23 protein-coding genes are annotated in these 25,494 nt (G+C 70.9%); 7 read left to right on the top strand and 16 right to left on the bottom strand.

The window, feature by feature from the left end; genetic code table 11:
- Nucleotides 1–23 precede the first annotated feature (23 nt).
- Nucleotides 24–818 carry a carbon-nitrogen family hydrolase gene (locus GAS53_RS10385; protein ID WP_151477196.1) on the bottom strand — a complete coding sequence of 265 codons (795 nt, stop codon included), beginning with the start codon at nucleotides 816–818 and terminating at the stop codon, nucleotides 24–26.
- A 154-nt stretch (nucleotides 819–972) separates the two neighbouring features.
- On the opposite strand from GAS53_RS10385, the gene GAS53_RS10390 reads away from it, so the two are divergent.
- Nucleotides 973–1,797 carry a maleylpyruvate isomerase family mycothiol-dependent enzyme gene (locus tag GAS53_RS10390; RefSeq protein WP_151477197.1) on the top strand — a complete coding sequence of 275 codons (825 nt, stop codon included), beginning with the start codon at nucleotides 973–975 and terminating at the stop codon, nucleotides 1,795–1,797.
- 75 nt (nucleotides 1,798–1,872) lie between these two features.
- Here the strand turns inward: GAS53_RS10390 and GAS53_RS10395 are convergent, their stop codons facing one another.
- Both GAS53_RS10395 and GAS53_RS10400 read right to left on the bottom strand, forming a co-directional pair.
- Nucleotides 1,873–3,183, bottom strand: a complete 1,311-nt coding sequence (locus GAS53_RS10395) for an MFS transporter (protein WP_151477198.1) — start codon at nucleotides 3,181–3,183, stop codon at nucleotides 1,873–1,875.
- Nucleotides 3,180–3,878: a GntR family transcriptional regulator gene (locus tag GAS53_RS10400; protein WP_151477199.1), complete on the bottom strand. Its 699-nt coding sequence runs from the start codon at nucleotides 3,876–3,878 to the stop codon at nucleotides 3,180–3,182. The genes GAS53_RS10395 and GAS53_RS10400 overlap by 4 nt, the downstream gene beginning before the upstream one ends.
- A gap of 202 nt (nucleotides 3,879–4,080) precedes the next feature.
- Between GAS53_RS10400 and GAS53_RS10405 the strand changes: the two genes are divergently transcribed.
- Complete coding sequence (locus GAS53_RS10405; RefSeq protein WP_151477200.1) at nucleotides 4,081–4,977, top strand: D-alanyl-D-alanine carboxypeptidase family protein; 897 nt, start codon at nucleotides 4,081–4,083, stop codon at nucleotides 4,975–4,977.
- A gap of 173 nt (nucleotides 4,978–5,150) precedes the next feature.
- On the opposite strand, the gene GAS53_RS10410 is transcribed toward GAS53_RS10405, so the two are convergent.
- Genes GAS53_RS10410 through pdhA (GAS53_RS10420) form a run of 3 tightly spaced genes read right to left on the bottom strand, consistent with a single transcriptional unit; the run spans nucleotide 5,151 to nucleotide 8,771 of the window.
- On the bottom strand, nucleotides 5,151–6,611 hold the full coding sequence (locus tag GAS53_RS10410; protein WP_151477201.1) for a dihydrolipoamide acetyltransferase family protein: 1,461 nt from the start codon (nucleotides 6,609–6,611) through the stop codon (nucleotides 5,151–5,153).
- A gap of 10 nt (nucleotides 6,612–6,621) precedes the next feature.
- Complete coding sequence (locus tag GAS53_RS10415) at nucleotides 6,622–7,602, bottom strand: alpha-ketoacid dehydrogenase subunit beta (protein ID WP_151477202.1); 981 nt, start codon at nucleotides 7,600–7,602, stop codon at nucleotides 6,622–6,624.
- A gap of 2 nt (nucleotides 7,603–7,604) precedes the next feature.
- On the bottom strand, nucleotides 7,605–8,771 hold the full coding sequence (gene pdhA, locus GAS53_RS10420) for a pyruvate dehydrogenase (acetyl-transferring) E1 component subunit alpha (RefSeq protein ID WP_151477203.1): 1,167 nt from the start codon (nucleotides 8,769–8,771) through the stop codon (nucleotides 7,605–7,607).
- A 399-nt stretch (nucleotides 8,772–9,170) separates the two neighbouring features.
- On the opposite strand from pdhA (GAS53_RS10420), the gene GAS53_RS10425 reads away from it, so the two are divergent.
- The 3 genes from GAS53_RS10425 (at nucleotide 9,171) to GAS53_RS10435 (ending at nucleotide 11,520) form a co-directional block, all read left to right on the top strand.
- Complete coding sequence (locus tag GAS53_RS10425) at nucleotides 9,171–9,833, top strand: response regulator (protein WP_151477204.1); 663 nt, start codon at nucleotides 9,171–9,173, stop codon at nucleotides 9,831–9,833.
- 193 nt (nucleotides 9,834–10,026) lie between these two features.
- On the top strand, nucleotides 10,027–10,449 hold the full coding sequence (locus tag GAS53_RS10430; RefSeq protein WP_151477205.1) for a pyridoxamine 5'-phosphate oxidase family protein: 423 nt from the start codon (nucleotides 10,027–10,029) through the stop codon (nucleotides 10,447–10,449).
- A gap of 45 nt (nucleotides 10,450–10,494) precedes the next feature.
- Nucleotides 10,495–11,520, top strand: coding sequence for a phosphotransferase (locus GAS53_RS10435; RefSeq protein ID WP_225858849.1), 1,026 nt, complete (start codon nucleotides 10,495–10,497; stop codon nucleotides 11,518–11,520).
- Between the two features lie 95 nt (nucleotides 11,521–11,615).
- On the opposite strand, the gene GAS53_RS10440 is transcribed toward GAS53_RS10435, so the two are convergent.
- Nucleotides 11,616–13,172, bottom strand: a complete 1,557-nt coding sequence (locus GAS53_RS10440) for a protein kinase domain-containing protein (RefSeq protein ID WP_151477206.1) — start codon at nucleotides 13,170–13,172, stop codon at nucleotides 11,616–11,618.
- A 344-nt stretch (nucleotides 13,173–13,516) separates the two neighbouring features.
- Between GAS53_RS10440 and GAS53_RS10445 the strand changes: the two genes are divergently transcribed.
- Nucleotides 13,517–15,160: a protein kinase domain-containing protein gene (locus GAS53_RS10445; RefSeq protein ID WP_151477207.1), complete on the top strand. Its 1,644-nt coding sequence runs from the start codon at nucleotides 13,517–13,519 to the stop codon at nucleotides 15,158–15,160.
- 109 nt (nucleotides 15,161–15,269) lie between these two features.
- Here the strand turns inward: GAS53_RS10445 and GAS53_RS10450 are convergent, their stop codons facing one another.
- Together GAS53_RS10450 and GAS53_RS10455 are read right to left on the bottom strand one after the other, a co-directional pair.
- Entirely contained in the window at nucleotides 15,270–15,812 is a 543-nt protein-coding gene (locus GAS53_RS10450; RefSeq protein WP_151477208.1) for a bacterial proteasome activator family protein, read from the bottom strand.
- Between the two features lie 86 nt (nucleotides 15,813–15,898).
- Nucleotides 15,899–16,474: a PadR family transcriptional regulator gene (locus GAS53_RS10455; protein WP_151477209.1), complete on the bottom strand. Its 576-nt coding sequence runs from the start codon at nucleotides 16,472–16,474 to the stop codon at nucleotides 15,899–15,901.
- Between the two features lie 116 nt (nucleotides 16,475–16,590).
- Between GAS53_RS10455 and GAS53_RS10460 the strand changes: the two genes are divergently transcribed.
- Nucleotides 16,591–17,076 (top strand): hypothetical protein, encoded by a 486-nt coding sequence (locus tag GAS53_RS10460; protein WP_225858850.1) that lies wholly within the window; start codon nucleotides 16,591–16,593, stop codon nucleotides 17,074–17,076.
- Nucleotides 17,077–17,107: 31 nt separating this feature from the next.
- Here GAS53_RS10460 and GAS53_RS10465 read toward each other — a convergent pair whose 3' ends face one another.
- From GAS53_RS10465 to pdhA (GAS53_RS10495), 7 genes are all read right to left on the bottom strand, one after another.
- Nucleotides 17,108–18,088: an NAD(P)H-quinone oxidoreductase gene (locus GAS53_RS10465; protein ID WP_151477210.1), complete on the bottom strand. Its 981-nt coding sequence runs from the start codon at nucleotides 18,086–18,088 to the stop codon at nucleotides 17,108–17,110.
- Between the two features lie 174 nt (nucleotides 18,089–18,262).
- Complete coding sequence (locus tag GAS53_RS10470; RefSeq protein ID WP_151477211.1) at nucleotides 18,263–19,360, bottom strand: potassium channel family protein; 1,098 nt, start codon at nucleotides 19,358–19,360, stop codon at nucleotides 18,263–18,265.
- A complete protein-coding gene (locus GAS53_RS10475; protein ID WP_151477212.1) occupies nucleotides 19,357–20,787 on the bottom strand; it encodes a molybdopterin molybdotransferase MoeA in 1,431 nt (476 codons plus the stop codon). The genes GAS53_RS10470 and GAS53_RS10475 overlap by 4 nt, the downstream gene beginning before the upstream one ends.
- Nucleotides 20,784–21,755, bottom strand: a complete 972-nt coding sequence (locus GAS53_RS10480; RefSeq protein WP_151477213.1) for an NTP transferase domain-containing protein — start codon at nucleotides 21,753–21,755, stop codon at nucleotides 20,784–20,786. Before GAS53_RS10480 ends, GAS53_RS10475 begins: the two co-directional genes overlap by 4 nt.
- Before the next feature lie 90 nt (nucleotides 21,756–21,845).
- Nucleotides 21,846–23,333, bottom strand: a complete 1,488-nt coding sequence (locus GAS53_RS10485; protein ID WP_151477214.1) for a dihydrolipoamide acetyltransferase family protein — start codon at nucleotides 23,331–23,333, stop codon at nucleotides 21,846–21,848.
- Nucleotides 23,333–24,337, bottom strand: a complete 1,005-nt coding sequence (locus GAS53_RS10490) for an alpha-ketoacid dehydrogenase subunit beta (RefSeq protein ID WP_151477215.1) — start codon at nucleotides 24,335–24,337, stop codon at nucleotides 23,333–23,335. The genes GAS53_RS10485 and GAS53_RS10490 overlap by 1 nt, the downstream gene beginning before the upstream one ends.
- Nucleotides 24,334–25,491 carry a pyruvate dehydrogenase (acetyl-transferring) E1 component subunit alpha gene (pdhA, locus tag GAS53_RS10495; protein WP_151477216.1) on the bottom strand — a complete coding sequence of 386 codons (1,158 nt, stop codon included), beginning with the start codon at nucleotides 25,489–25,491 and terminating at the stop codon, nucleotides 24,334–24,336. The genes GAS53_RS10490 and pdhA (GAS53_RS10495) overlap by 4 nt, the downstream gene beginning before the upstream one ends.
- Nucleotides 25,492–25,494 lie beyond the last annotated feature (3 nt).

The following is a 25,494-nucleotide window of genomic DNA, read 5'->3' on the forward strand; positions in this document are numbered from 1 at the left end:
AAACCCAGCCCCGACCCACCGCCTCAGCGGAGAGGTGGCTCCAAGCCCAGGACACGGTCCTTCAGCGCCGGGAACTGCTCCCGAGTCGTCGAGACCTTCCCGGGGTCGAAGTCCACGGTCAGGACCTCCTCGCCAGGGCCCGCCTCCGCGAGAACCGCCCCCCAGGGATCGACCACGATCGAGTGACCGGCCTGCGGAACCCCCGCATGCGTACCGGCCGTTCCACACGCGAGGACGAACGACTGGTCCTCGACGGCCCGCGCCTGGGCGAGCAGCGTCCAGTGCGACCGCCGCCGCTCGGGCCACCCGGCCGGCACGACGAGCGTCTCGGCCCCGGCGTCCACCAGCCCGCGGAAGAGCTCGGGGAAGCGGAGGTCGTAGCAGGTGGCGAGGCCGAGCGTGGTCTGCGGCAGGCGGACGGTGACCAGCTCCGAGCCCGCCCCCATCAGCACGGCCTCGCCCTTGTCGAAGCCGAAGCGGTGGATCTTGCGGTAGGCGGCGGCCAGTTCACCGGCGGGGGAGAAGACGAGGGAGGTGTTGTAGAGGGGTCCATCCGGGTCTCGCTCGGGGATCGAGCCCGCGTGCAGCCACACGCCCGCGTCGCCCGCCGCCTTGGCCATCACTTCGTACGTGGGCCCTTCGAGCGGCTCGGCCTCGACTCCGAACGACTCGAAGGCGAAGGCTCCCGTCGTCCACAGTTCGGGCAGAACGACGAGATCGGCACCGGCCTGTTCCCGAACCAGCGAGGCGGCACGCTGCCTGCGGGCTTCGACCGATTCGCCCTCGTCCACGGCGATCTGGAGGAGAGAAGCGCGCACACTACCACCGTCCTGGCATTCGAGCCTTTGATACGGGCCTACGATCGTCACACGAAAGCACTGCCGGGGTGCCTCACAGCAGCGTAACTTAGCGTCCCAAGACACCCGCTGACTGTGCACTGCCCGCGTCCAACCGCCCGAGGGGTCCCGTTCCGTGAGTCTGCATCCCAGCCTTCAGTCCTACGCCGACGCCTGGACCCACTCCATCGACGCGATATCCGAGTTGGTGACGCCCCTGGTGGAGGGCGAATGGAACCGGCGGACTCCCTGCCCCGGCTGGTCGGTGCGCGACCTCGTCTCGCATGTGATCGGCCTCGACTGCGAGATGCTGGGCGACCCCCGGCCGATCCACACGCTCCCCCGCGACCTGTACCACGTGACGAACGAACACCAGCGGTACATGGAGATGCAGGTCGACGTACGCCGGCACCACACCGCTCCGGAGATGACCTCCGAGCTGGAGTACACGATCATCCGCCGCAACCGCCAGCTGCGGAACGAGTCGCGGCAGCCCGACGCGCTCGTGCGCGGCCCGCTCGGCACCGAGGTCACACTCGAACAGGCCATGCGCAACCGCGCGTTCGACGTCTGGGTGCACGAGCAGGACCTGCGCACCGCCCTCGGCCGGCCGGGCAACCTCGACTCGCCGGGTGCGTACATCACCCGTGACGTGCTGCTCGGCAGGCTGCCGAAGGTGGTCGCCAAGGACGCGGGCGCGCCGGCGAACTCGGCGGTCGTCTTCGACGTCCACGGGCCCGTCGAGTTCCTGCGCACGGTCCGCGTCGATGCCGATGGCCGCGGTTCGATAGACGGTGCCCCGTCCCTCGGTCCGGCCGCCACGCTCACCCTCGACTGGGAGACGTTCTTCCGCATGGCCTGCGGCCGGGTGACCCCGGAGGCGGTCGCGGACCGCCTGAAGACCGAGGGCGACCCGGAACTGACGGCGGCGATCCTGAGGAACTTCGCAGTCACGCCGTAGCCCCGGGGGGACAGGAATTGGTCGGGGTGGCGGGGGTGAAAACCACTCCACCCCACCCCCTGTCTGCCTGCCTGCCTACGCAGGAACGTGCACCGTCTCCACCCGGCTGGCGACCAACCGCTCCCGCTCCCGCCGAGCCGCCTGCTTCCGCAGGCGCAGGATCTGGCTGAGCCCGAGCGCCTGGAGGACGAAGACCGCGGAGAAGGCGACGGTGTAGTCGTCCCCGGTGGCGTCCAGAAGCACGCCGATCGCGAACAGCGTCGTCATGGAGGCGACGAAACCGCCCATGTTGGTGATGCCGGAGGCGGTGCCCTGACGCTCGGGCGGGTTCGCGGGACGGGCGAAGTCGAAGCCGATCATCGACGCGGGGCCGCAGGCGCCGAGAACCGTACACAGCACGACCAGCAGCCACATCGGCGCGTGGTCGGCGGGATACGCGAGCGCGGCGGCCCACACGACGGCCGTCGACAGGACCGTGCCGAGCGCCAGCGGAAGCCGCGCCGCGTGGTGCCGGGCGACGATCTGCCCGTACACCAGGCCGACGAACATGTTGGAGAGCACGACGAGCGTGAGGAGTTCCCCAGCCGTCGCCCGCGACAGGCCCTGCGCCTCGACGAGGAACGGCAGCCCCCACAGCAGCAGGAACACCATCGCCGGGAACTGGGTCGTGAAGTGCACCCACAGCCCGAGCCGGGTCCCGGGCTCCCGCCAGGACGCGGCGATCTGCTTGCGCACATACGCGGCTCCCTGGTGCGGGAACGGCTCCGGCTCGTGGCCCTCGGGGTGGTCCTTCAGGAACACCAGCATCAGGACGAGGACCACCACGCCCGCGAGCGAGCTGCCCGCGAAGGCGGCCGTCCAGCCGACGCCGTGCAGCAGCCGGGCCAGCACGAGCGTCGAGACGAGGTTGCCCGCCATGCCCACCAGGCCCGCGAGCTGCGCGACCAGCGGTCCGCGCCGGGCCGGGAACCAGCGTGTGCCGAGGCGCAGCACGCTGATGAACGTCATCGCGTCACCGCACCCGAGCAGCGCGCGCGAGGCCAGCGCCGTCCCGTACGAGGGCGAGAAGGCAAAGCCCAGCTGCCCGATCGTGAAGAGGACCACGCCGAGGGTCAGCACCTTCTTCGTGCCCAGCCGGTCGACCATCAGGCCGACGGGTATCTGCATGCCCGCATAGACGAGGAGCTGGAGGATCGAGAACGTCGAGAGCGCGGAGGCGCCCACGTGGAAGCGGTCGGCGGCGTCGAGGCCGGCCACCCCCAGCGACGTACGGAAGATGACCGCGACGAAGTAGACGGAGACGCCGACGGACCAGACCATGATCGCCCGGCGGCCGCCGGGCGGGTCGCCGGGGAGGGTGAGCGCCGAGGACGAGGAGGATCTCATCGGACGTCCCCCCGCGCCAGGTTGGAGAACCAGCTGACGTGCCGGTGGACCAGGGCGACGGCCGCCTCCGCGTCGCCGGAGCGCAGCGCGTCGAGGATCTCCTGGTGCTCGGTCAGCGTCTTGGTGATCCGGTCCGGGTGGGCGTGCATCACGGCGACACCCATCCTCAACTGGCGGTCGCGCAGCTGGTCGTAGAGCCGGGACAGGATCTCGTTGCCGCCGCTGCGGACGATCTCGGCGTGGAAGCAGCGGTCGGTGACGGCGGCTCCGGCCAGGTCGCCGGCCGCGGCCTGCTCCTTCTGCTTCGCCAGGAGTTCGGTGAGGCGCGCGATGAGCGCGGGCGAGGCCGGCACCGCCTTGCGGATCGCGTGCTCCTCGACGAGCTGCCGGGTCTCCACCACGTCCGCGATCTCCTGCGCGGAGACGGGCAGCACGAGGGCGCCCTTCTTCGGGTAGAGCCGGATCAGGCCCTCGACCTCCAGCTTGAGCAGCGCCTCGCGCACGGGTGTCCGTGACACCCCCACGGCCTCGGCCAGCTCGCCCTCGGTGAGCAGGGTCCCGCCCTCGTAACGACGCTCCAGCACGGCCTGCTTGACGTGGGCGTAGACGCGCTCGGCGGCGGGAGGCTGCTTCACGGTCTGCTTGTCCGTCTGCTTGTCGGGCGCGGGTGCGGCGGGGGACGGGGCTGAAGGCATGCGCACAGCATAGATACAACACGTACGCATGGTCGCGGACCGTCCAGGATATGGACCCGGTAAAGAAGGGCACCCCAGTTCAGTAACCGCACATCCTTTTGTGCTACTTACGTGTCTGAAGGGAAGGCGGCACTCCCAAGTGGCCGCCTTTCCAGGGCATTTGGCACCGCCCGGTGCATTAAACGTAATCGGGGTAATCGACTTGATAACCGGCATAAAGGGTATGCGGGTTCGCAGAGCTGCCGCAGTGGTCTTCACCACCGGAGCCGTGCTCGCGACCGGAGCCCTCAGTACGGCGCCCGCGCAGGCCCTCACCGCGCCCACGATCGCCGCCAAGGGCGGCTACGTGATGAACAACGGCACGGCCAAGACGCTCTACACGAAGGGCGCGGACACCCGCCGCTCCACCGGCTCCACCACGAAGATCATGACCGCGAAGGTCGTGCTGTCGCAGCCGAACCTCAACCTGGACACCAAGGTCACCATCCAGAAGGCGTACAGCGACTACATCGTCCGCAACAACGCCTCGTCGGCCCGTCTGATCGTCGGCGACAAGGTCACCGTCCGCCAGCTCCTCTACGGCCTGATGCTGCCGTCCGGCTGCGACGCCGCGTACGCGCTCGCCGACAAGTTCGGCTCCGGCTCGACCCGCGCCGCCCGCGTGAAGTCGTTCATCGGCAAGATGAACAAGCAGGCCAGGGACCTCGGCCTGACGAACACGAAGTTCGACTCGTTCGACGGGATCGGAAACGGCTCGAACTACTCCACGCCGCGCGACCTGACGAAGATCGCCAGCAGCGCGATGAAGAGCGCCAACTTCCGCGCGATCGTGAAGACGAAGAAGTACACGGCGAAGACCGTGACGAAGACCGGCGGCACCCGCACCATGGCGCCGTGGACCAACACCAATGGCCTGCTCAGCAGCTACAGCGGCGCCATCGGCGTGAAGACCGGCTCCGGCCCAGAGGCCAAGTACTGCCTGGTCTTCGCCGCGACCCGCAACGGCAAGACGGTCATCGGCACGGTGCTCGCCTCGACGTCCATCTCGGCTCGCGAGTCGGACGCGAAGAAGTTGATGGACTACTCCTTCAGGAGGTAGGCGAGGCACTCCGCGGAGGGGCGGGACGGGCTTCGGCTCGTCGTCCCTTGTCTGCGGGCCGCGTGTGGCTTGTCGCGCAGTTCCCCGCGCCCCTCTCAGGGGCGCGGGGCTGCGTCAATATGCGGCTCCGCCGCGTGGGCGCGTCCAGGCCCCACGCACCTGCGGACGAACAACTACCCCCAAGTGATCAGCCGCTTGGGCTGCTCCAGAATCGCCGCCACATCCGCCAGCACCTTGGAGCCGAGCTCGCCGTCGACCAGGCGGTGGTCGAAGCTCAGCGCCAGTGTCGTGACCTGGCGGGGCTTGACCTTGCCCTTGTGGACCCACGGCTGGAGCTTGATCGTGCCGACGGCGAGGATCGCGGACTCACCGGGGTTGAGGATCGGGGTGCCGGTGTCGACACCGAACACGCCGACGTTGGTGATGGTCACCGTGCCGCCCTGCATGGCCGCCGGGGAGGTCTTGCCCTCGCGGGCCGTCGCCACCAGCTCGCCCAGGGCCTCGGCCAGTTGGGGAAGCGTCTTGGTGTGGGCGTCCTTGATGTTCGGGACGATCAGGCCGCGAGGGGTGGCCGCCGCGATGCCCAGATTCACGTAGTGCTTCTGGACGATCTCCTGATTGGCCTCGTCCCAGGAGGCGTTCACCCCGGGGTTGCGCTTGATCGCTACCAGCAGGGCCTTGGCGATCAGCAGCAGCGGATTCACCCGCAGGCCGGCGAGCTCCTTGTCCTGCTTGAGCTCCTCGACCAGCTTCATCGTGCGCGTCACGTCGACCGTGATGAACTCGGTGACGTGCGGCGCGGTGAACGCCGAGCCGACCATCGCCGCGGCGGTCGCCTTGCGGACGCCCTTGACCGGGATACGGGTCTCACGGGCGCCGTCGTACGTGACGACCGGGGCCGGCGCCCGGACGGGACCGGGAGCGGGCGTGGGCGCTTCCGTGACAGCGGGCGTGGGCTCCTGGGCGGGGGCCGAGGCCGCCACCGCCGCGTGCACGTCCTCGCGCGTGATGATCCCGTCGGGCCCGGACGGGGTGACCGTCGCCAGGTCGACGCCGAGGTCCTTGGCGAGCTTGCGCACGGGGGGCTTGGCGAGCGGGCGGGACGTCGGGGCCGCATGTCCGTTCAGCTCGCCCTGGACCGCCGCGGTCGCCGCGGCCGCCTCGGACTGCTGGGCCGGAACTCCCTTGCGGGGACGGCGCTTCGTGGAGGACTCCGCGACCCCGTACCCGACGAGAACCGGCTTGCGGCCCTCGGGCTTGGGCTTCTCCGGAGGAGTCGCGGTTTCCTCCGAAGGAGCCTCCGGCTCCGCCGAGGGAGCTGCCGCGGCCGAAGCCTTCGCCTCGGGCTCCGCGGCCGGAGCGGCTCCGTCGGCCACGTCCACCGCGATGATCACCTGGCCGACGTCCACCGTCGTCCCTTCGGGGAAGCGCAGCTCGTGCACCACCCCGTCGAAGGGAATCGGCAGCTCGACGGCGGCCTTGGCGGTCTCTACCTCGCACACCACCTGCCCGTCGGTGACCGCGTCACCGGGCTGGACGTACCACTTGAGGATCTCCGCCTCGGTCAGACCCTCGCCCACGTCGGGCATCTTGAACTCGCGAAGCCCCGAGGCAGTCTCAGTCATCGTCGTCACGACCCTCTCCTCAGTACGCCAGCGAGCGGTCGACGGTGTCGAGCACCCGGTCAAGCCCCGGCAGGTACTCCTCCTCCAGACGCGCAGGCGGATACGGGGCGTGATAGCCGCCGACCCTCAGCACGGGAGCCTCCAGGTGGTAGAAGCACCGCTCCGTGATCCGGGCGGCGATCTCCGCGCCCGTACCCAGGAACACCGGCGCCTCGTGCACCACCACCAGACGGCGGGTCTTCTCGACCGAGGCCTGGACGGAGTCGAAGTCGATCGGGGACATGGACCGCAGATCCACCACTTCGAGGGACTTGCCCTCTTCCTGGGCGGCGGCCGCGACCTCCTGGCAGACCTTAACCATCGGCCCGTACGCGGCCAGCGTCAGATCGCTGCCCTCGCGGACCACGCGCGCCTTGTGCAGCGGTCCGGGGATCGCCTCGCGGTTGACCTCGGACTTGTCCCAGTAGCGCCGCTTCGGCTCGAAGAAGATCACCGGGTCGTCGCTCTGGATGGCCTGCTGCATCATCCAGTACGCGTCGGAGGCGTTCGAGGGCGAGACGACCTTGAGGCCGGCCACGTGGGCGAACAGCGCCTCGGGGGACTCCGAGTGGTGCTCGACCGCCCCGATGCCGCCGCCGTACGGAATGCGGATGACGACCGGGAGCTTGATCTTGCCCAACGCGCGCGCGTGCATCTTCGCGAGCTGCGTGACGATCTGGTCGTACGCCGGGAAGACGAAGCCGTCGAACTGGATCTCCACGACGGGGCGGTAGCCGCGCAGCGCGAGGCCGATCGCCGTGCCGACGATGCCCGACTCGGCGAGCGGGGTGTCGATGACCCGGTCCTCGCCGAAGTCCTTCTGCAGCCCGTCGGTCACCCGGAACACGCCGCCGAGCTTGCCGACGTCCTCACCCATGATCAGGACCTTGGGGTCCGCGTCGAGGGCCGTGCGCAGCGATTCGTTGATCGCCTTGGCCAGCGCCATCTTTTCCGCTGTCATCGCTACTTGCCCTCCCCTTCGTCAGCGAACGACGCCTGGTAGGCGGCGAACTGGGCCCGCTCCTCGTCGACGAGCGCGTGCCCGTCCGCGTACACGTTCTCGAAGATGGCGAAATGGTCCGGGTCCGGCATGGCACGGACCACTTCGCGCACTCGTTTGCCCAACGCCTCGCTCTCGGCCTCGAGTTCCGCGAAGAATCCCTCGTCCGCGTGGTTTGACGTCTCGAGATACGTGCGCAGGCGCTGGATCGGGTCCTTCGCCTCCCACGCCTCGCGCTCCTCGTCGGCCCGGTACTTGGTCGGATCGTCGGAGGTGGTGTGGGCGCCCATGCGGTAGGTGTACGCCTCGACGAGCGTGGGCCCCTCGCCCCGGCGGGCCCGCTCCAGGGCCCACTTGGTGACGGCCAGGCAGGCGAGGACGTCGTTGCCGTCGACGCGGACGCCGGGGAAGCCGTAGCCCTGCGCGCGCTGGTAGAGCGGCACGCGGGTCTGGCGCTCGGTGGGCTCGGAGATGGCCCACTGGTTGTTCTGGCAGAAGAACACGACGGGCGCGTTGTAGACCGCGGAGAAGGTGAACGATTCGGCGACGTCGCCCTGGCTGGAGGCGCCGTCTCCGAAGTACGCGATCACGGCCGAGTCGGCGCCGTCCTTGGCGACGCCCATGGCGTAGCCGGTGGCGTGCAGCGTCTGCGAGCCGATGACGATCGTGTAGAGGTGGAAGTTGTTGCTGTTCGGGTCCCAGCCGCCGTTGTTCACACCGCGGAACATGCCGAGCAGGTTGGTCGGGTCGACCCCGCGGCACCATGCCACGCCGTGCTCGCGATACGTCGGGAAGACGTAGTCGTCCTCGCGGGTGGCCCGTCCGGAGCCGATCTGGGCGGCCTCCTGGCCGAGCAGCGAGGCCCACAGACCCAGCTCTCCCTGGCGCTGCAGGGAGGTGGCCTCGGCGTCGAAGCGTCGGGTGAGCACCATGTCGCGGTAGAGGCCGCGCAGCTCTTCGGGGGTGATGTCGGCGACGTACGTGTCGTATTCGCCATTCTTGACGCGCTTGCCCTCGGGCGTCAGCAGCTGGACAAGGTCGGGCTGGGCGCCCGGCGGCTTCTTCGCAGCGGTGCGCTTGGTACCGGCGCTGCGTCGCGGCTTGCGCGCGGCAGTGCTCTCCACGGTCACGTGTGCTCCTCCGTCGGTCCGGCCCCCGGGGTTGCCGGGTAACCAGTGCGGCTCGCCTGTTCCAACCCGTGCACGGGGTGGGTGCCCTCGGCCGGGAACAGGCGTGACAGGTGCCCCGGCGAGCGCCCTGCAACCATCACGTTACCCAGTGCTCCACATATCTGTGAAACCCCTCCTGACCTGCGTTTTTGCTTGGATTTCCAACTACTTTCCGCTAGGAGATCCGAGTGCGTCGCAGACGTCCGAAGCAGCCGCTGGTCACGGCACTGGTTACAGCCTTGCAGGGGGCCGGAACACCGGCACGTTATCCCGGTCACCCCGGGCTCGGGAAGAGTTCACCGGGGCAGAAGAAAAGAGTTCACGAGGGCAGAGGAAGAGATCGCGTGTGAAACTTGCTCCGTGCACGAAGAAGGAAAAATCACTGTATTTCTTCTCGACGACCACGAGGTCGTACGCCGCGGCGTCCACGAGTTGCTCTCGATGGAGGAGGGCATCGAGGTGGTCGGCGAGGCCGGTACGGCGGCCGACGCGATGGTGCGGATTCCGGCCACGCGCCCGGACGTGGCCGTCCTCGACGTACGCCTGCCGGACGGCAGCGGAGTGGAGGTCTGCCGTGAGATCCGCTCCCGGGACGAGAGCGTCAAGTGCCTCATGCTGACCTCCTACGCGGACGACGAGGCCCTCTTCGACGCGATCATGGCAGGTGCCTCGGGCTATGTCCTGAAGGCCATCCGCGGCGACGAACTGCTCGCGGCGATCCGCGACGTCGCCGCCGGCAAGTCGCTGCTCGACCCGGAGGCGACCGCCCGCGTCCTGGAGCGGCTGCGCGACGGAGGCGGCCCCAAGGGCGACACCAGACTCGCGAGCCTCACCGACCAGGAGCGCAGGATCCTCGACCTGATCGGCGAGGGGCTCACCAATCGCGCGATCGGCGAGCGGCTCCATCTCGCCGAGAAGACGATCAAGAATTACGTCTCCAGTCTGCTGTCCAAACTCGGCATGGAGCGGCGTGCGCAGGCCGCCGCCTATGTGGCCCGGATACAGGCGGAGAAGCGGCGCTGAGTGTACGGAGAAGCGGTGCTGAGTGTACGGAGAAGCGGTGCTGAGTTTTTCGGGTACTACGTAGTGCCCGTTCAGGACTGCGCAGCGCCCCCTCACGACTACGTAGAGGCCGTTTGTTCGGGACTTACGTCCCGTCGTGAGAGGGCCGGGCGGCCCTTTTTCCGGCTCCCCGCGGTGCCGCACATTGGGTGGCATGCCGACCGACGAACAGCTCGCCGCCGGACTTCTCGGCCGCGTCGAGTACGGCCGGGTGGCGGCCAGCATGCGCGCGCTGCCGTTCCTGGCCGCGGCCCGCCACATCGTCGTGGACGGCCGCGTCCTGCTGCGGATGCACAAGGGGTACGGCCATCACCAGGCATGCACGGGAAGCGTCGTCGCGTACGGCGCGGACAACCTGAACTCCGCCCGCACGGCAGAGGGCCAGTGGTCCGTCCAGGTCGTCGGATTGTGCGAGGCCGTCGAGCCCACCGCCGCCCAGCTCGAACGCTTCGGCCCCGCCCCGCACCTCGTGGACGGCGTGCCCTTCGAGCCCGTGTACCTGGGGATCGCGCCGGAGTTCGTCACTGTGCACTCCATGGGCGATCGCCTGCAGCGGTGGTCCGAGCACTGTCCGTGACAAGCGCGAGGTCAAGGGCCTCTCCGGTGCCCTAACATCTGGCGCGTGCCGCGCTCATCTGTTTCGCCCGCTGTCTCCCCCGCACCCCCTCTGGGCGCCCTGTTGCGGCGGTACGCCGCCGGGGTCCCGCTGGCCTGCGAACCCGTCGACCAAGGGCTGCTCAACCGCGGCTACCGGCTCGCCACCACCGAGGGCCGGTACTTCCTCAAGCACCATTTCGATCCCGAGACCGCCGACCCGGCCGCGATCGCCCGCCAGCACCGCGCGACCCAGCGCCTCGCCGACCTCGGCGTCCCGGTGGCCCCGCCGCTGACCGGCACCGACGGCCGCACGGTCGCCGTCATCGGCGGCCACGCGTACGCGCTGCACCCCTGGATCGACGGACGTCACCGCAGCGGCGCCCAGCTCACCACGGAGCAGTGCCGACGCCTCGGGGCGCTCCTGGGCGTCGTACACGCGTCCCTGGAGCGGGTGATGCCCCCGCGGCAGTCCGAGGAACGGGCGGAGAGCGCCGACCCCGCCGACACCTTCGCCCTCATCGACGACCTGCTCGCCCAGGTACGCCGCCACCGGCCGGCCGACGCCTTCGACGAACTGGCCCGCCACCGCCTCCTGGAACGCCGCGCCCTCCTGGAGCAGCACGCGGACCGGCGACCCCCGCAGGGCGGCTCGGTGGGCTGGGTGCACGGGGACTTCCACCCCTTCAACGTGCTCTACAGCGGAGACGCCCCCGCCGCGATCGTCGACTGGGACCGGCTCGGCGTCCAGCCGCAGGCCGAGGAGGCGGTGCGCGCCGCGGTGATCTTCTTCGTACGTCCCGCCGGCCCGCTCGATCTGCCGAAAGTACGGGCCTACGCGCGCGCGTACCGGCGCTCCGCGCGGGCCACCCCGTCCGAGCTGTCCGCCGCCGTGCACCGCGTGTGGTGGGAACGGCTCAACGACTTCTGGATACTGCGCTGGCACTACGAGCGCGGGGACACCCGCGCCGACCCGCAGTTCCCCGCGACCTCCGCGCTGGCGGTCTGGTGGACGCGGGAGTACGACGCGGTGTGCGAGGCGTTCGTGGGATGACGCTCAGTCGTGGGACTCGTGAAACGGCACGCGCGCGTGGAGCCCGTTTTCGGATTCCACGCGCGCGTGGGGTGCTCGTGAACGAAGGGTCCGGGTCAGGCGCCGTCCGCCGGGCCCGTGGCACCGCCGTTGCCGCCGCCCGTGCCCGTCGGAGTCGGCTCCTCGTCCGTCGGAGTCGGCTCCTCGTCCGACGGCTCCGGGCTGCTCGGCGTCGTGTCCGACGGCTCGCCCGTGGGCTCGGTCGGTGTGGGCGATGGCGTGTAGCTCGGCGATGGTGTGTACGAAGGCGTGTAGTCCGGGTCGGTGCCCGTGTCGGTTTCCTCCTCCGTGGCCTCGTCCGTCGCCTCGTCGGTCGCGCTCTCGCTCGGCGTCGTCTCCTTCTCGGTCTGCGAGGTGGTCGGCGACTGCGTCGTACCGCCCCCGCCGCCGTTGCCGTCGCCGCTCTGCAGCGCCAGCGCGACGCCCGCCGCGATCGCGACCACCGCGAGTACCGCGAGGATCCACAGCTTGCTGCGGCCGCTGCCCCGGTTGCCGTGTCCCTCGAAGCCCCCGTCGTCGCCGCCTCCGCCGCGGTTCGGCGGCAGGATCGGTGAGGGGATCTGGGTGGTGCCCGGCTCGCCGGGGTGCGGCAGCCCGGCCGCGCCCGCGAGGCCCATCGCCGGGGTGTTCACGCCCTCGTGCATCTCCACGGGGCCGGTGTTCCAGGTGCCGGTGTGGCCGCCCTGGTCGTACAGCATCTGCAGCCCGTACTGGACCAGCCCGCGCATCTCCTCCGCGGTCTGGAACCGGTCGTCCGGCTCCTTCGCGAGCGAGCGCATGACCAGGCCGTCCAGCTCCGGCGGCGCCACGTCCGAGACCTCGGACGGGGGCACCGGGATGTCCTGGACGTGCTGGTAGACCACCGACAGCGGGGTCTCACCGGTGAACGGCGGCCGCAGCGCGAGGAGTTCGTAGAGCAGACAGCCAGTGGCGTACAGGTCGCTGCGGTGGTCGACCGCCTTGCCGAGCGCCTGCTCGGGCGAGAGGTACTGGGGCGTGCCCATGACCATGCCGGTCTGAGTCATCGTCGACTGGGCGCCGTGCAGGGCGCGCGCGATGCCGAAGTCCATCACCTTCACCGCACCGGTGTTGGTGATGATCACGTTCGCGGGCTTGATGTCGCGGTGCACGATGCCGTGCTGGTGCGAATAAGCAAGCGCTTCCAGCACTCCGGAGACGATGATCAGCGCCTGTTCGGGCCCGGGGGCCTCGGCGTTGAGCAGCAGGTCGCGGATCGTGCGGCCCTCGACGAGCTCCATCACGATGTACGGGACGTTCTGGTGGCCGATCACGTCCTCGCCGGAGTCGTAGACCGCCACCACCGCGTGGTGGTTGAGGCCGGCCACCGACTGGGCCTCGCGCGTGAAACGGGCCTTGGAAACGGGGTCCTCGGCCAGGTCCGAGCGGAGCAGCTTGACCGCGACCGTCCGTCCCAGACGGACGTCCTCGGCGGCGAACACCTCGGCCATGCCGCCCTTGCCGAGTCTGTGGGTGAGCCGATACCGGCCGTCCCCGACCAGCCCGCCGTTACCCCACATGTCCGGCGCATCTGACATACCGCCGCCAGTCGCCTCGGGGTCGGACGGGCCCTGAGCGCGCTGCTGCTGTGCCATCAGTCCTCGCCGTCGTTTTCTGTCCGCACTGTCGGAGTACGCGCGGTGGTTGTTACGGTCTCCGTCGGGCCACGCTACAGCCTCCGAGTGAGAGGCCGACCCGAGATGGACCGGCCATCAAACCCGTAGCCGGTCCGCGGGTGCAAATTCTGTGTACCGGCCGTACGGCACCTGTAACGCTTCCGCGACTCTTCTTTCGCGTACGGTCACGGATCGGGCACCGAGCTTGACGTGTCAGTGCCCTCCGGCAGACTTGGCCGGGAATAACACTTGGATCACCACCGCGGGGGCCACATCAGCAGCTTCCGCCCACGCGTGGCGCATGCCGATGGGGGACGCAGAACATGAGCCAGGACGGCGCACAGAGCCGGTACGCAGGGCGTTCGGTCGCTGGCGGACGCTACCAGCTGCGCGACTTGCTCGGCGAAGGCGGCATGGCCTCGGTGCACCTCGCGTACGACTCGGTGCTCGACCGACAGGTCGCGATCAAGACACTGCACACCGACCTCGGGCGTGAGCAGGCCTTCCGTGAGCGCTTCCGCCGCGAGGCCCAGTCGGTGGCCAAGCTCACGCACACGAACATCGTCTCGGTCTTCGACACCGGCGAGGACGATCTCGACGGAGTGACGACTCCGTACATCGTCATGGAATACGTCGAGGGCCGCCCGCTCGGCTCGGTCCTCGACCAGGACGTCGCGCAGTACGGCGCCATGCCCGCCGACAAGGCCCTGAAGATCACCGCCGACGTGCTGGCGGCGCTGGAGATCAGCCACGAGATGGGCCTGGTCCACCGCGACATCAAGCCGGGCAACGTGATGATGACGAAGCGGAACGTCGTCAAGGTGATGGACTTCGGCATCGCCCGCGCCATCCAGTCCGGCGTCACGTCGATGACCCAGACCGGCATGGTCGTCGGCACCCCGCAGTACCTCTCCCCGGAGCAGGCACTCGGCCGGGGCGTGGACGCCCGCTCGGACCTTTACTCGGTCGGCATCATGCTGTTCCAACTGGTCACCGGGCGGCTGCCGTTCGAGGCCGACTCCCCGCTGGCGATCGCGTACGCGCACGTCCAGGAGGAGCCCGTCGCACCCTCCTCGATCAACCGCTCGCTGCCGCCGGCCGTGGACGCTCTGGTCCTCCGCGCGCTGAAGAAGAACCCGAACGAGCGTTTCCTGAACGCCGAGTCGATGCGCGACGAGTGTCTGCGTGTGGCCCAGTCCTTCCAGGCGGCGCCGCCGAGCATCGTGCCGGGCGCGCGGACGTCGAGCGGCGCCGGCGTCGGCTCCGCGGTGTTCCCGCCGGTCGACCAGGCGGCCCAGATGCCGCAGGGGAACGTGCAGACGCCGTACCAGCCGGGTCCCTACGGCCCGCCGACCCCGACGCCCGGACCCACGCCCGCCCCGTCGTACGGCTATCCGCAGCAGGGCGGCTACCCGACACCGCCCCAGACCGCCGCATACGCCCCGCAGCAGGGCTACTCGACCCCGGCGCCGTACACGATCTCCCCGCAGCCCTCGACGCCCGCCTCCGGGGGTGGCGGCCGCAAGAGCAACATGCCGGTGATCGTGGGTTCGATCGTCGTCGCGCTCGCCGCCATCGGCGGGCTGATCGCCGCGCTGACGCTGAGCGGCGGGGACAGCGACAAGGAAGCGGGCGGCGACAGCAGCCCCAGCGCGTCGGCGTCCGAGGTGGCCGGGCACAAGGGGCCGGACACCACGAAGAAGATCGAGAAGACGGAGTGCACGGAGCCCGACGAGTCGTACAACGACGCCGACAAGATCAAGGTCCCTGACTTCAAGTTCAAGAACATCGACTCCGTGAAGGCGTGCTTCCAGGCGGCGGGCTGGCAGTACGAACTCAAGGACGTCAACGAGAACGCCTACGGCGAAGGCACCGTCATGACCCAGATCCCCGAGGCGGAGACGGACGTCGACCCCAAGGACATGCCCAAGATCCAGCTGTATGTCTCGTCGGGCAACCCCGCCTGACCTCTGGTCCCTCGGTCACGCGAAGGGGCCCGGCATCTCTGCCGGGCCCCTTTCGTCTGCGCTCTGTTCGGAGTTGTGTACGGATCGGAGTTACAGATACGGATCGGGGTTACAGGTACGGGCCGCCCGAGCGGCCTCCCGCCCGCGGATCGGCCTCGTCCTCGCCGCCGCCCACCCCCGGAGGGAGCGCCCTGCGCATCTGCTCCAGCTGGGCACGGGCCGCCATCTGCTGGGCGAACAGGGTCGTCTGGATCCCGTGGAAGAGGCCCTCCAGCCAGCCCACCAACTGGGCCTGCGCGATCCGCAGTTCGGCGTCGGAGGGGACGCCGTCGTCCGTGAACGGCAGGGAGAGCCGCTCCAGCTCCTCGACAAGATCGGGAGCAAGACCGTCCTCCAGCTCCTTGACCGAGCTGGCGTGGATTTCCTTGAGCCGGACCCGGCTCGCCTCGTCCAGGGGCGCCGCGCGCACCTCCTCCAGCAGCTGTTTGATCATGCTCCCGATGCGCATGACCTTGGCGGGCTGCTCCACCATCTCCGTCACCGGGACCTCACGGGAGTCCTCGTCTCCTCCGCCGCCCAGAGCCATTCCGTCCTGGCCGACAACCAGGATCTGGGGGTTCTCCGGCGACCTTTCGTTCCTCGGCATCTCCATGCCGCCATTCTCTCGCACCCGCACACCTCATCACCCTGGTGCCCCCTCGCGGGGCTGATCCACCATGTACGTACTGGCCTTTCACGTCAGGCGGACGGTGCCGGCGGCTCCGGGGGCTCCGTGGCCGCCGCCTCCGCGAGCCGCAGCAGTCTGGCCTCGCAGTGGTCGAGCCAGCGGATCTCGGCCTCCGCGCGGAAGATGAGGTGCTCCAGGACGAGCAGCCGGGCCACCTCGTCGCGGTGCGCGGGCACCTCCGCGAGCGCCCGGGCCCGCAGCCGGGTGTACGTGTGCATCGCCTCCGACAGATACCGCCGCTGCGCCTCCACGATCGCCCGTACATCGGCTCCGGGCGCCCCGACCGCCATGGCCAGCTTGATCGCCAGCTCGTCGCGCGGCAGGTTCGTGCGCTCCACGGGACGCGCGAACCAGGCCCGCAGCTCGGCCCGGCCCGCGTCCGTCAACGCGTACAGCACGTGCCCGGCCTCGTCCACACCCTGCTGTACGACCAGGCCGTCCCGTTCCAGCCGGCCGAGCGTCGTGTACACCTGGCCGATGTTCAGCGGCCAGGTGGAGCCCGTGCGCGTCTCGAACTCGGTGCGCAGCCGCGCGCCGTAGCGGGGGCCGCGCTCCAGGAGCGCCAGCAGACCGTGGCGTATCGACATAATCGGTATCTCTACCCCGTGCACCTGTGTGCGCCAAGGACGTCACTGAGGGTGACCCTTTCGGCGAGCGGGAGATCGAGATGCCGGTGCGGGTGCCCCGTGTGAGTCTGGTGCCGTTGATCTTGACTCCTCCGCACCGGGAGGGGGTCACCGACGTGGCTCCATGGTTCCGCCCCCTGCACGTGGCAGGCCTGCTGCTGATCCTGTTGGCGGGCCCGGCCCACACGTCGTACGCCACCCCGTATGCCCCTTCGTACGAGCCCGTGCCCGGCGAGTCCCGAGCCGGCAGCCGGGCCGGGGAGGGGCGCGAACGGCCGGGGCGCGAGGCGAGGCCGACCGAGGAGGACATCGCGGCGGGTCGTCACCCGGACAGCCCAGAGAGCCCCGGCCTCCCGGACCGCTCGGAAGCCGCCGTCGCCCCCGAGCCGCCCCGGAGCAGCGCGCCGGAGCCCTTCCCGCCCGCCGGGGACGAGCAGGCCTCCACCCGCTCCGTACACAGCTCGGAACCCGTATTCCGCGTCCTGCCCCTCGGCAGCGGACTGGTCCTCATCGGCCTGGGCCTCGGCCTCGCGTTCGTCGCGCTGCGTGTACGGCGGGGCTGAGGCGAGGCCGGGACTCCAGGAAGGCCGAGGGCTACGGGAGCGTGAGCAGCACCTTCCCGATGTTCCCGCTCTCCTCCAGCACCCTGTGCGCCGCGGCCGCGTCACTCATCGGCAGCTCGCGGTCGACCACCGGACGTACGTGACCGGCGCCGATCAACGGCCACACATGCTCCCGTACGGCCGCGACGATCGCCGCCTTCTCGTCGGCGGGACGGGCGCGCAACGAGGTCGCGGTGACGGCGCCGCGCTTGGCGAGGAGCACCGCGATGTTCAACTCGCCCTTGACGCCACCCTGCATGCCGATGATCGCGAGCCGCCCGCTGACGGCGAGGGCCTTGACGTTGCGGTCCAGGTACTTGGCGCCCATGTTGTCGAGGATGACGTCGGCGCCCGCCCCGCCGGTGGCGGCCTTGATCTCCTCGACGAAGTCCTGCTCGCGGTAGTTGATCAGCACGTCCGCGCCCAGCTCGGCGCAGAACTCCAGCTTCTCCTTGCTGCCCGCGGTCACGGCGACCTTCGCGCCGACGGCCTTGGCCAGCTGGATCGCCATGGTGCCGATGCCGCTCGCCCCGCCGTGCACCAGGAGCGTCTCGCCGGGACGCAGGTGGGCGATCATGAAGACGTTCGACCAGACCGTGCAGGTCACCTCGGGCAGCGCGGCCGCCTTGTCGAGCTCGACACCCTCGGGCACGGGCAGCAGCTGCCCGGCCGGCACGACCACCTTCTCGGCATACCCACCGCCCGAGAGCAGCGCACACACCTCGTCACCGACAGCCCATCCCGAGACGCCGGGACCGACCTCGGCGATCCGCCCGGAGCACTCGAGCCCGGGGTACGGGGACGCGCCGGGCGGTGGGTCGTAGAAGCCCTGCCGCTGGAGCAGATCGGCGCGGTTCACCGCGCTCGCCACCACCTCCACCAGCACTTCGCCCTCTCCGGGCACCGGATCCGGGACCTCGTCCCACACCAGCGCCTCGGGCCCACCAGGTTCAGGAATCGTGATCGCTCGCATGCGGGCGAGGCTACTCCGGGCGTCCAGTCCTGCCGCCGGGCCTACCGCCGGTCCTGCCGCTAAGCGGCCTTGGTGAAGTCCGGTGCAGTGTGGCGCGCCCCGTAGGGGCGCGGGGAACTGCGCGACCAGCCCCCACCGGCCCGCGGGTTCATCACTGTGCTTCCAGCGGAGCGCTTAGTCGCGTGGCAGCAGCTTCATGTCCGGCGCGACCTGGGTGTGCGGAGTGACGCGCACGATGGTGATCAGACGGTCCGTCAACTGCAGCTTTCCGACGGCCGGATCGTCGTAGCCGAGCACCCGGTGCCCTCGTACGACGCTGACCACCAGGTCCTCGGTCTCGCGTGCGCCTTTCCCTACCTCGGCCTTTATGACGGGTCGTTCGACGATGTCCAGCCCGCTGCCCTGCTGGATGAGGTCTTCCAGGACCATGCCCGCGCTGGGGCTGAGCACGGAGAGGCCGAGGAGGCGGCCGGCCGCGCTCGCGCTGGTGATGACGGCGTCGGCGCCGGACTGCTTCAGCAGCGGCGCGTTCTCCTCCTCGCGCACGGCGGCCACGATCTTCGCCCCGCGGTTGAGCTGCCGGGCCGTCAGCGCGACGAGGACGGCGGTGTCGTCGCGCTGCGTCGCGATGATGATCTGCCGGGCCCGCTGAACCTCGGCGCGGATCAGTACGTCGCTGCGCGTTGCATCGCCGATCACACCCGCGTAGCCGTCCGCCGTCGCCGCCTCGATCACCTTCGAGCTGGGGTCGACGACCACGACCTGCTCCTTCTTCAGCCCCGTCGCGCACACGGTCTGAATCGCTGAGCGGCCCTTCGTGCCGAACCCGATGACAACGGTGTGCTCCCTCAAAGCGGTCCTCCAGCGGTTCAGTCGCCACTCCTCCCGGGTGCGTTCGGTGAGGACCTCGAGAGTGGTGCCGACCAGGATGATCAGGAAGAGCACGCGCAGTGGCGTGATCACGAAGATGTTGGTGAGCCGGGCGGCGTCACTGACCGGGGTGATGTCACCGTATCCGGTGGTGGAGAGGGTGACGGTCGCGTAGTAGAAGGCGTCGAGCAGATCCACCGAACCGTCGGAGTTGTCGTTGTAGCCGTCATGGTCGAGGTAGACGATGACGGCGGTCCCGACCAGCACCAACAGCGCGATGACGACCCGTCTCGCGACCTGCCTCATCGGGTGTTCCACGCGTCTGCGAGGCAGGTTCACGCGGTGAGTGATAGTGCGTTCTTCCGCCTGTCGGGCGATCGCGTCCTGGCCCGGAAGTTTCACGTGAAACACACCCCGATCCCGGCCATGGCCCAGGGCAGATCGAGGATCTCCAGTTCCTGACCGGGGCGCGCGCCGCCGGGCGGGACGACCGCGAGCGCGTCGGCCACGGCAATGCCGCGCAGCATGGCCGGGCCGTTGTAGTGCAGCGGCACGGCCCGGTCCTCGCGCAGGACGACAGGGATCAGCCGGGTGTCGTACGGGTGCCCGTGCACCGTGTCCTTGAGGGGCAGCGTGTACGGCTGCGGGGCCGCGCGTCCCGCGAGCGTACGCAGCAGGGGCTCGGCGAGCGTGAGCAGGCCGGAGACGGCGGCGAGCGGGTTGCCGGGCAGGCCGACGAGGTGCTGGTTCTCCTTGGTGCGGGCCAGGAGCATGGGGTGGCCGGGGCGCACCTTGACGCCGTCCACCAGGAGCTCGGCGCCGATACGGCGCAGGGTGGGGTGGACGTGGTCGACCGGGCCCGCGGCGGTGCCGCCGGTGGTGACGATGAGGTCGGCGTCGGAGCTGGTGAGGGCCTTCCGCAGCGCCTTGGCGTCGTCGCCGAGCCTGCGCACCGCGATGACGTCGGCGCCGAGCGCGCGCAGCCACGGCGGCAGCATCGGGCCGAGCGCGTCCCGGATCAGGCCGTCGTGGGGCAGGCCCTCCGTGAGCAACTCGTCGCCCAGGACGAGGACTTCGGCACGTGGGCGGGGGAGCGCGGAGACGGTGTCGTATCCGGCGGCCGCGGCGAGCCCGAGCACGGCCGGGGTGACCAGCGTGCCGGGCGGCAGGAGGGAGTCACCGGAGCGGCACTCCTGGCCGCGGGGGCGGATGTCCTGTCCGGGCACGACCTCCCGGGTCGCGTGCAGGCGGCCCTTCTCGTCGGCGCGGCCGTGTTCGCTGCGGATCACGGCGGTGACGTCCTGCGGGATGCGCGCGCCGGTGGCGATCCGGACCGCCTCGCCGTCGGTGAGCGGCTCGGGCTCGGCGTGGCCCGCGAGGACTCCCTCGGCCCGGACGTCCCACGGGCCCGGCCCGGCAACCGCCCAGCCGTCCATCGCGGACGTGTCGAACGACGGGAGGTCCGTGAGGGCGGTGAGGGGAGCGGCGAGGACAAGCCCCAGCGCGGCGTCGAGGGAGACGGAGACGGGGGCGTGCGAGGCGCGGGGGGCTCGCGCGGCGATGGCGCGGGCCTCGGGCCAGGGAGTGGCGCTGTGGTGGCCGTGCTTGGCCGCGTGGGCCTGGGAGGTGCCCTCGGCTGCGTGCTCCCGGCGCTCATGGCTCGCGCCCTTCGGCGACGGCGGGGGGACGGAACGGGGACCTCCAGCGGCTCCGGAGCCGTCGGGCACCTGGGCACCACCTTCCTTCGCCAACGCGAGGGCTTCCTCGACGTGGAGATCGTCGAGCTCGACACCCTCGTACTGCCCCCGGGCGCGCCCCTGGGCGGTCATCCGGCGTCCGGGCGGGCTTCGGGAGCGGCGGTCCCGGTGCCGCCGCCGGACGGGGCCGTCGGGCCGCTGCCCGACGGGGGCGCCGTGCCGTCCGCCTCCGCCGCCCAGCGCAGCGCCAGCGCCGTCGCCTTGCGGGCCGCCTCCGCGACCGCCTCGGGGCCTCCCTCGGCCTGTGCCGCCGCGTAACCGACGAGGAAGGTGGTCAGCGGTGCCGCCGGGCGGGCCACGCCGTGCGCGGCGTCGCGGGCCAGGTCGAGCAGGATGCCGGTGTCGACGTCCAGGTCGATGCCCAGCTCGTCCTTGACTGCGGTAATCCATTCATCCAACACGTGCCCATGCTCCCTGATACGTGCCCGGGCGGCAGCGATGTCGTCCCAGGTGTCGCAGTCGAAGGACGCGACGGGGTCGGTGATACGGGTGAGGTCGAGCGCGCCGGTGAGCCGTCGCAGCGGCAGTCCGGTCAGCCCGCCGTGCTCGGCGCGAAGGGCCGCCAGTCCGCGACGCAGCGCCGAACCGCGGTACGCGGCCACGAGCGGCTGGTCACGGCCACCGGAGTCGGTGAGCAAGACGCCTTCGGTGCCCGCCTCCTGAAGGGCGGTCAGCAGCCTGCGTACCGTCTCCTCGTCCAGGAACGGCAGGTCGGCGGAGAGAACCACGACGTACTCGGCGGTGGTGCGCCGCAGTCCGGCGTCGAGGGCGGCCAGCGGGCCCGCGCCTGGCGGGTCCTCGCGCGCCCACTCCACCGGGCGCGCGGTGGGCCTGGGCTCGGCGACGACCACGGTGGCGGCCGCGCCGGAGCAGGCCGCCAGGACGCGGTCGAGCAGCGCCCGGCCGCCCACGCGTACGCCGGGCTTGTCCGCCCCGCCGAGGCGGCGGGCGGCGCCGCCGGCGAGCACGACGGCGTCATAGCCGTCCGCACCGGGTGCGCCGGAAGAACCGGGTGCGCTGGAAGGCTCGTACGCGGTCACCCCCCGAGTATGAGCGCCCGGTGGATCATTTCCACCCCCGTGCACAGCATGTGGACGGGGGTGGTGACGAGGTCGTACGGGCCGGAGTGGCTACAGGGTCCGCAACAGCACCGCCGGCTGTTCCACGCAATCAGCCACATACCGCAGGAAACCGCCCGCCGTGCCGCCGTCGCACACCCGGTGGTCGAAGGTGAGCGAGAGCTGCACGACCTGCCGCACCGCCAGCTCGCCCTCGTGCACCCAGGGCTTGGGGACGATCCGGCCGACGCCGAGCATGGCCGCCTCGGGGTGGTTGATGATCGGTGTGGAGCCGTCGACGCCGAACACGCCGTAGTTGTTCAACGTGAAGGTCCCGCCGGTGAGTTCCCCGGGAGTGAGCGTTCCGGTCCTGGCCGCCTCGGTGAGCCGGGCGAACTCCGCGCTCAGCGACTCCGCGTCCCGTGTGTGCGCGTCCTTCACCACCGGCACGACGAGCCCGCGCTCGGTCTGCGCGGCGAACCCGAGGTGCACCTCGTCGAGCCGTACGACCTCGCGGGCGTCCATGTCGACCGTCGAGTTGAGCTCGGGGAAGCGGGCCAGCGCGGCGGTGCAGATGCGGGCCAGCAGGGCGAGGAGGGAGATCTTCGGTCCACCTGCCTCGTTCATCCGCACGCGCGCGTGCATCAGTTCCGTGGCGTCGGCGTCCACCCAGCAGGTCGCGTCCGGGATCTCCCGACGGCTCCGGGAGAGCTTGTCGGCGACGGCCCCGCGAACACCCTTGAGGGGGATGCGGGTGCCGTTCGCGCGCGGGGGCGTCATGGCCGGTACGGGCTCGGCCGCCGGGGCCTGTGGTGGCCGCGCGACGGCCGGGGTGGACGCGGCGGCCCGGGCGGCGTACTCCACGTCCGCGCGCGTGATCAGCCCGTCGGGCCCCGAACCCGCCAACTCCCGCAGGTCCAGGCTGTACTCGCGGGCCAGCCGACGCACGAGCGGGGAAATCACCGGAACGGGACCGTCGGTCCGGCGCCCGGTGACGGCACCGGTCACGTTCGTGTCCGACTCCTCGTCCCGAACAGGACGACGGTCTGCGGTGCTGGGTGCGGCTGCCGCCGCGACGGTCAGGTCCGTATCCGGGCGTCCCGCGCCTCGGCCTCCGGAAGCCTCGGTCTCCGCCCCGGCCGCGCTGCCGGGCCGGTCAGAGCCCGGCCGGCCCGCGGACGTGCCCGGTGACCGCCGCCCCGGAGCCGCCCCGCCGGAAGGCGGCCGCAGCCTGCCCCGCCGTGCCGGAGGCGCCTGCGTGCCGTAGCCCACGAGCACATTGCCGGAGCCCTCGTCCTCGTCGCCGGAGGCAGGAGCTCCCACCGCGACCGTCAACAGGGGTGCGCCGACGGGCAGTTCCGTGCCCTCGTCGCCGTAGCGGGCCGTGACCACCCCGCCGTACGGGCAGGGGACCTCGACCATCGCCTTGGCCGTCTCGACCTCGACGACGGGCTGGTCGACGGCGACGACGTCGCCGACCTGGACGAGCCAGCGGACGATCTCGGCCTCGGTGAGCCCCTCCCCGAGGTCGGGCAGCCTGAATTCCAGGACCTGGGCCATCAGCTCTCCGCCTCCCACTGCAGCCGCGCCACCGCGTCCAGGATCCGGTCGACGCCGGGCAGATGGTGCCGCTCCAGCATCGGCGGCGGATACGGGATGTCGAACCCTGCCACCCGCAGCACCGGCGCCTCCAGATAGTGGAAGCACCGCTCGGTGACCCGCGCGGCGATCTCCCCGCCCGGCCCGCCGAAACTCCCCGACTCGTGCACCACGACGGCCCGCCCGGTGCGCCGCACGGACGCGGACACCGTCTCGTCGTCGAACGGCACCAGCGAGCGCAGGTCGACGACTTCGAGGTCCCAGCCCTCGGCCCGCGCCGCCTCGGCCGCCTCCAGGCAGACGGGCACGGACGGCCCGTACGTGATGAGCGTGGCGCTCCGGCCCGAGCGCCGCACCACCGCGCGGCCTATCGGTTCGACCGTCTGCGGCTCGTCGGGGTTCCAGGAGTCCTTCGACCAGTACAGGCGCTTGGGCTCCAGGAAGACGACCGGGTCGTCGGAGGCGATGGCGGCGCGCAGCAGGCCGTACGCGTCGGCGACCGTCGCGGGCGTGACGACATGGAGCCCCGGAGTCGCCATGTAGTACGCCTCGGAGGAGTCGCTGTGGTGCTCGACGCCGCCGATGCCTCCCCCGTAGGGGACACGGATCGTGATCGGCAGGGGCATCGCCCCGCGCGTGCGGTTGCGCATCCGCGCCACGTGCGAGATCAGCTGCTCGAAGGCCGGATACGCGAAGGCGTCGAACTGCATCTCCACGACGGGCCGAAGGCCGTACATGGCCATGCCGACGGCCGTGCCGAGGATGCCCGCCTCGGCGAGCGGTGTGTCCGTGACCCGGTCCTCGCCGAACTCCTTGGCGAGCCCGTCAGTGACCCGGAAGACGCCGCCCAGGGTGCCGACGTCCTCGCCCATGACGTGGACGGCCGGGTCGTCGGCCATCGCGTCGCGCAGGGCGCGCCCGAGGGCCTGCGCCATGGTGGCCGGCTTCACCGCGACGGTGGTCATCGTGCGGCCCCTTCCGGCTCGTCGCCGTGATGGCGGGCCTCGGCGTCCAGCTCTGCCTGCAACTGCGCCTCCTGTTCCAGGAGTTGCGTCGTGGGCTGGGCGTAGACGTGCGCGAAGAGGTCCATGGGATCGAGCACCGGGTCCTGGTTCATGCGCTCGCGCAGGTCCGCGGCCATCGCCTCGGCGTCCTCACGCGCGGCCTGCATGCCGGCCTCGTCGAGCAGCCCGCGCTCGGTCAGCTCGTGCTCCAGGAGGGCGATCGGGTCGTGCGCGCGCCAGGCCTCGACCTCGGCATCGCCGCGGTAGCGCTTGTCGTCGTCGGCGTTCGTGTGGGCCTCCATGCGGTACGTCACCGCCTCCACGAGCGTCGGACCGCCGCCCCCGCGCGCGTGGGCGATGGCCTCGCTGAGGACCTCGTGCACGGCGGCCGCGTCGTTGCCGTCGACCAGGCGGCCCGGCATCCCGTAGCCGACGGCCTTGTGGGCCAGCGACGGGGCCGCGGTCTGCTTGGCGAGCGGCACGGAGATCGCGAAGCCGTTGTTCTGGACGAGGAAGACCACCGGGGCCTGCCAGACAGCGGCGAAGTTCAGCGCCTCGTGGAAGTCGCCCTCGCTGGTGCCGCCGTCGCCGACCAGGGCGAGCGCGACCACGTCGTCACCCTTGAGGCGGGCGGCGTGCGCGAGGCCCACGGCGTGCGGGAGCTGGGTCGCGAGCGGCGTGCACAGGGGCGCGACACGGTGCTCGTGGGGGTCGTAGCCGGTGTGCCAGTCGCCGCGCAGGAGCGTCAGCGCCTTGACGGGGTCGAGGCCGCGGGCGACGGCGGCAAGCGTGTCCCGGTAGCTGGGGAAGAGCCAGTCGCGCTCTTCGAGGACGAGCGCTGCGGCTACCTCGCAGGCCTCCTGGCCGGTGGAGGACGGGTAGACGGCGAGGCGGCCCTGCTTGGTGAGGGCGGTGGCCTGCGCGTTGTAGCGGCGCCCGCGCACCAGTTCCGCGTACAGCCGCCGCAACAGGTCCGGGTCGACCCGCTCGGCCGCTTCGGTGCCGAGGACGCGGTGGGGCAGCGCGTCGGGCAGCAGCGGCGCGGGGTCGGTGCGGGGCTGCCAGGCGGGCGGCGGCGTTGGCCGGTATGCGCCTCGCTGCTCCATGACCGTCATGTC

Source organism: Streptomyces albicerus, from assembly GCF_008905045.1.
Lineage (GTDB): Bacteria > Actinomycetota > Actinomycetes > Streptomycetales > Streptomycetaceae > Streptomyces > Streptomyces albicerus.

Bases quoted from the DNA above. Each gene is read 5' to 3' on its own strand.
- GAS53_RS10395 (WP_151477198.1), bottom strand. From the start codon at position 3,183: ATGAGATCCTCCTCGTCCTCGGCGCTCACCCTCCCCGGCGACCCGCCC.
- GAS53_RS10400 (WP_151477199.1), bottom strand. From the start codon at position 3,878: ATGCCTTCAGCCCCGTCCCCCGCCGCACCCGCGCCCGACAAGCAGACG.
- GAS53_RS10415 (WP_151477202.1), bottom strand. From the start codon at position 7,602: ATGACAGCGGAAAAGATGGCGCTGGCCAAGGCGATCAACGAATCGCTG.
- GAS53_RS10430 (WP_151477205.1), top strand. From the start codon at position 10,027: ATGCCGACCGACGAACAGCTCGCCGCCGGACTTCTCGGCCGCGTCGAG.
- GAS53_RS10440 (WP_151477206.1), bottom strand. From the start codon at position 13,172: ATGGCACAGCAGCAGCGCGCTCAGGGCCCGTCCGACCCCGAGGCGACT.
- GAS53_RS10445 (WP_151477207.1), top strand. From the start codon at position 13,517: ATGAGCCAGGACGGCGCACAGAGCCGGTACGCAGGGCGTTCGGTCGCT.
- GAS53_RS10450 (WP_151477208.1), bottom strand. From the start codon at position 15,812: ATGGAGATGCCGAGGAACGAAAGGTCGCCGGAGAACCCCCAGATCCTG.
- GAS53_RS10455 (WP_151477209.1), bottom strand. From the start codon at position 16,474: ATGTCGATACGCCACGGTCTGCTGGCGCTCCTGGAGCGCGGCCCCCGC.
- GAS53_RS10465 (WP_151477210.1), bottom strand. From the start codon at position 18,088: ATGCGAGCGATCACGATTCCTGAACCTGGTGGGCCCGAGGCGCTGGTG.
- GAS53_RS10475 (WP_151477212.1), bottom strand. From the start codon at position 20,787: ATGACCGCCCAGGGGCGCGCCCGGGGGCAGTACGAGGGTGTCGAGCTC.
- GAS53_RS10485 (WP_151477214.1), bottom strand. From the start codon at position 23,333: ATGGCCCAGGTCCTGGAATTCAGGCTGCCCGACCTCGGGGAGGGGCTC.
- GAS53_RS10490 (WP_151477215.1), bottom strand. From the start codon at position 24,337: ATGACCACCGTCGCGGTGAAGCCGGCCACCATGGCGCAGGCCCTCGGG.
- pdhA (WP_151477216.1), bottom strand. From the start codon at position 25,491: ATGACGGTCATGGAGCAGCGAGGCGCATACCGGCCAACGCCGCCGCCC.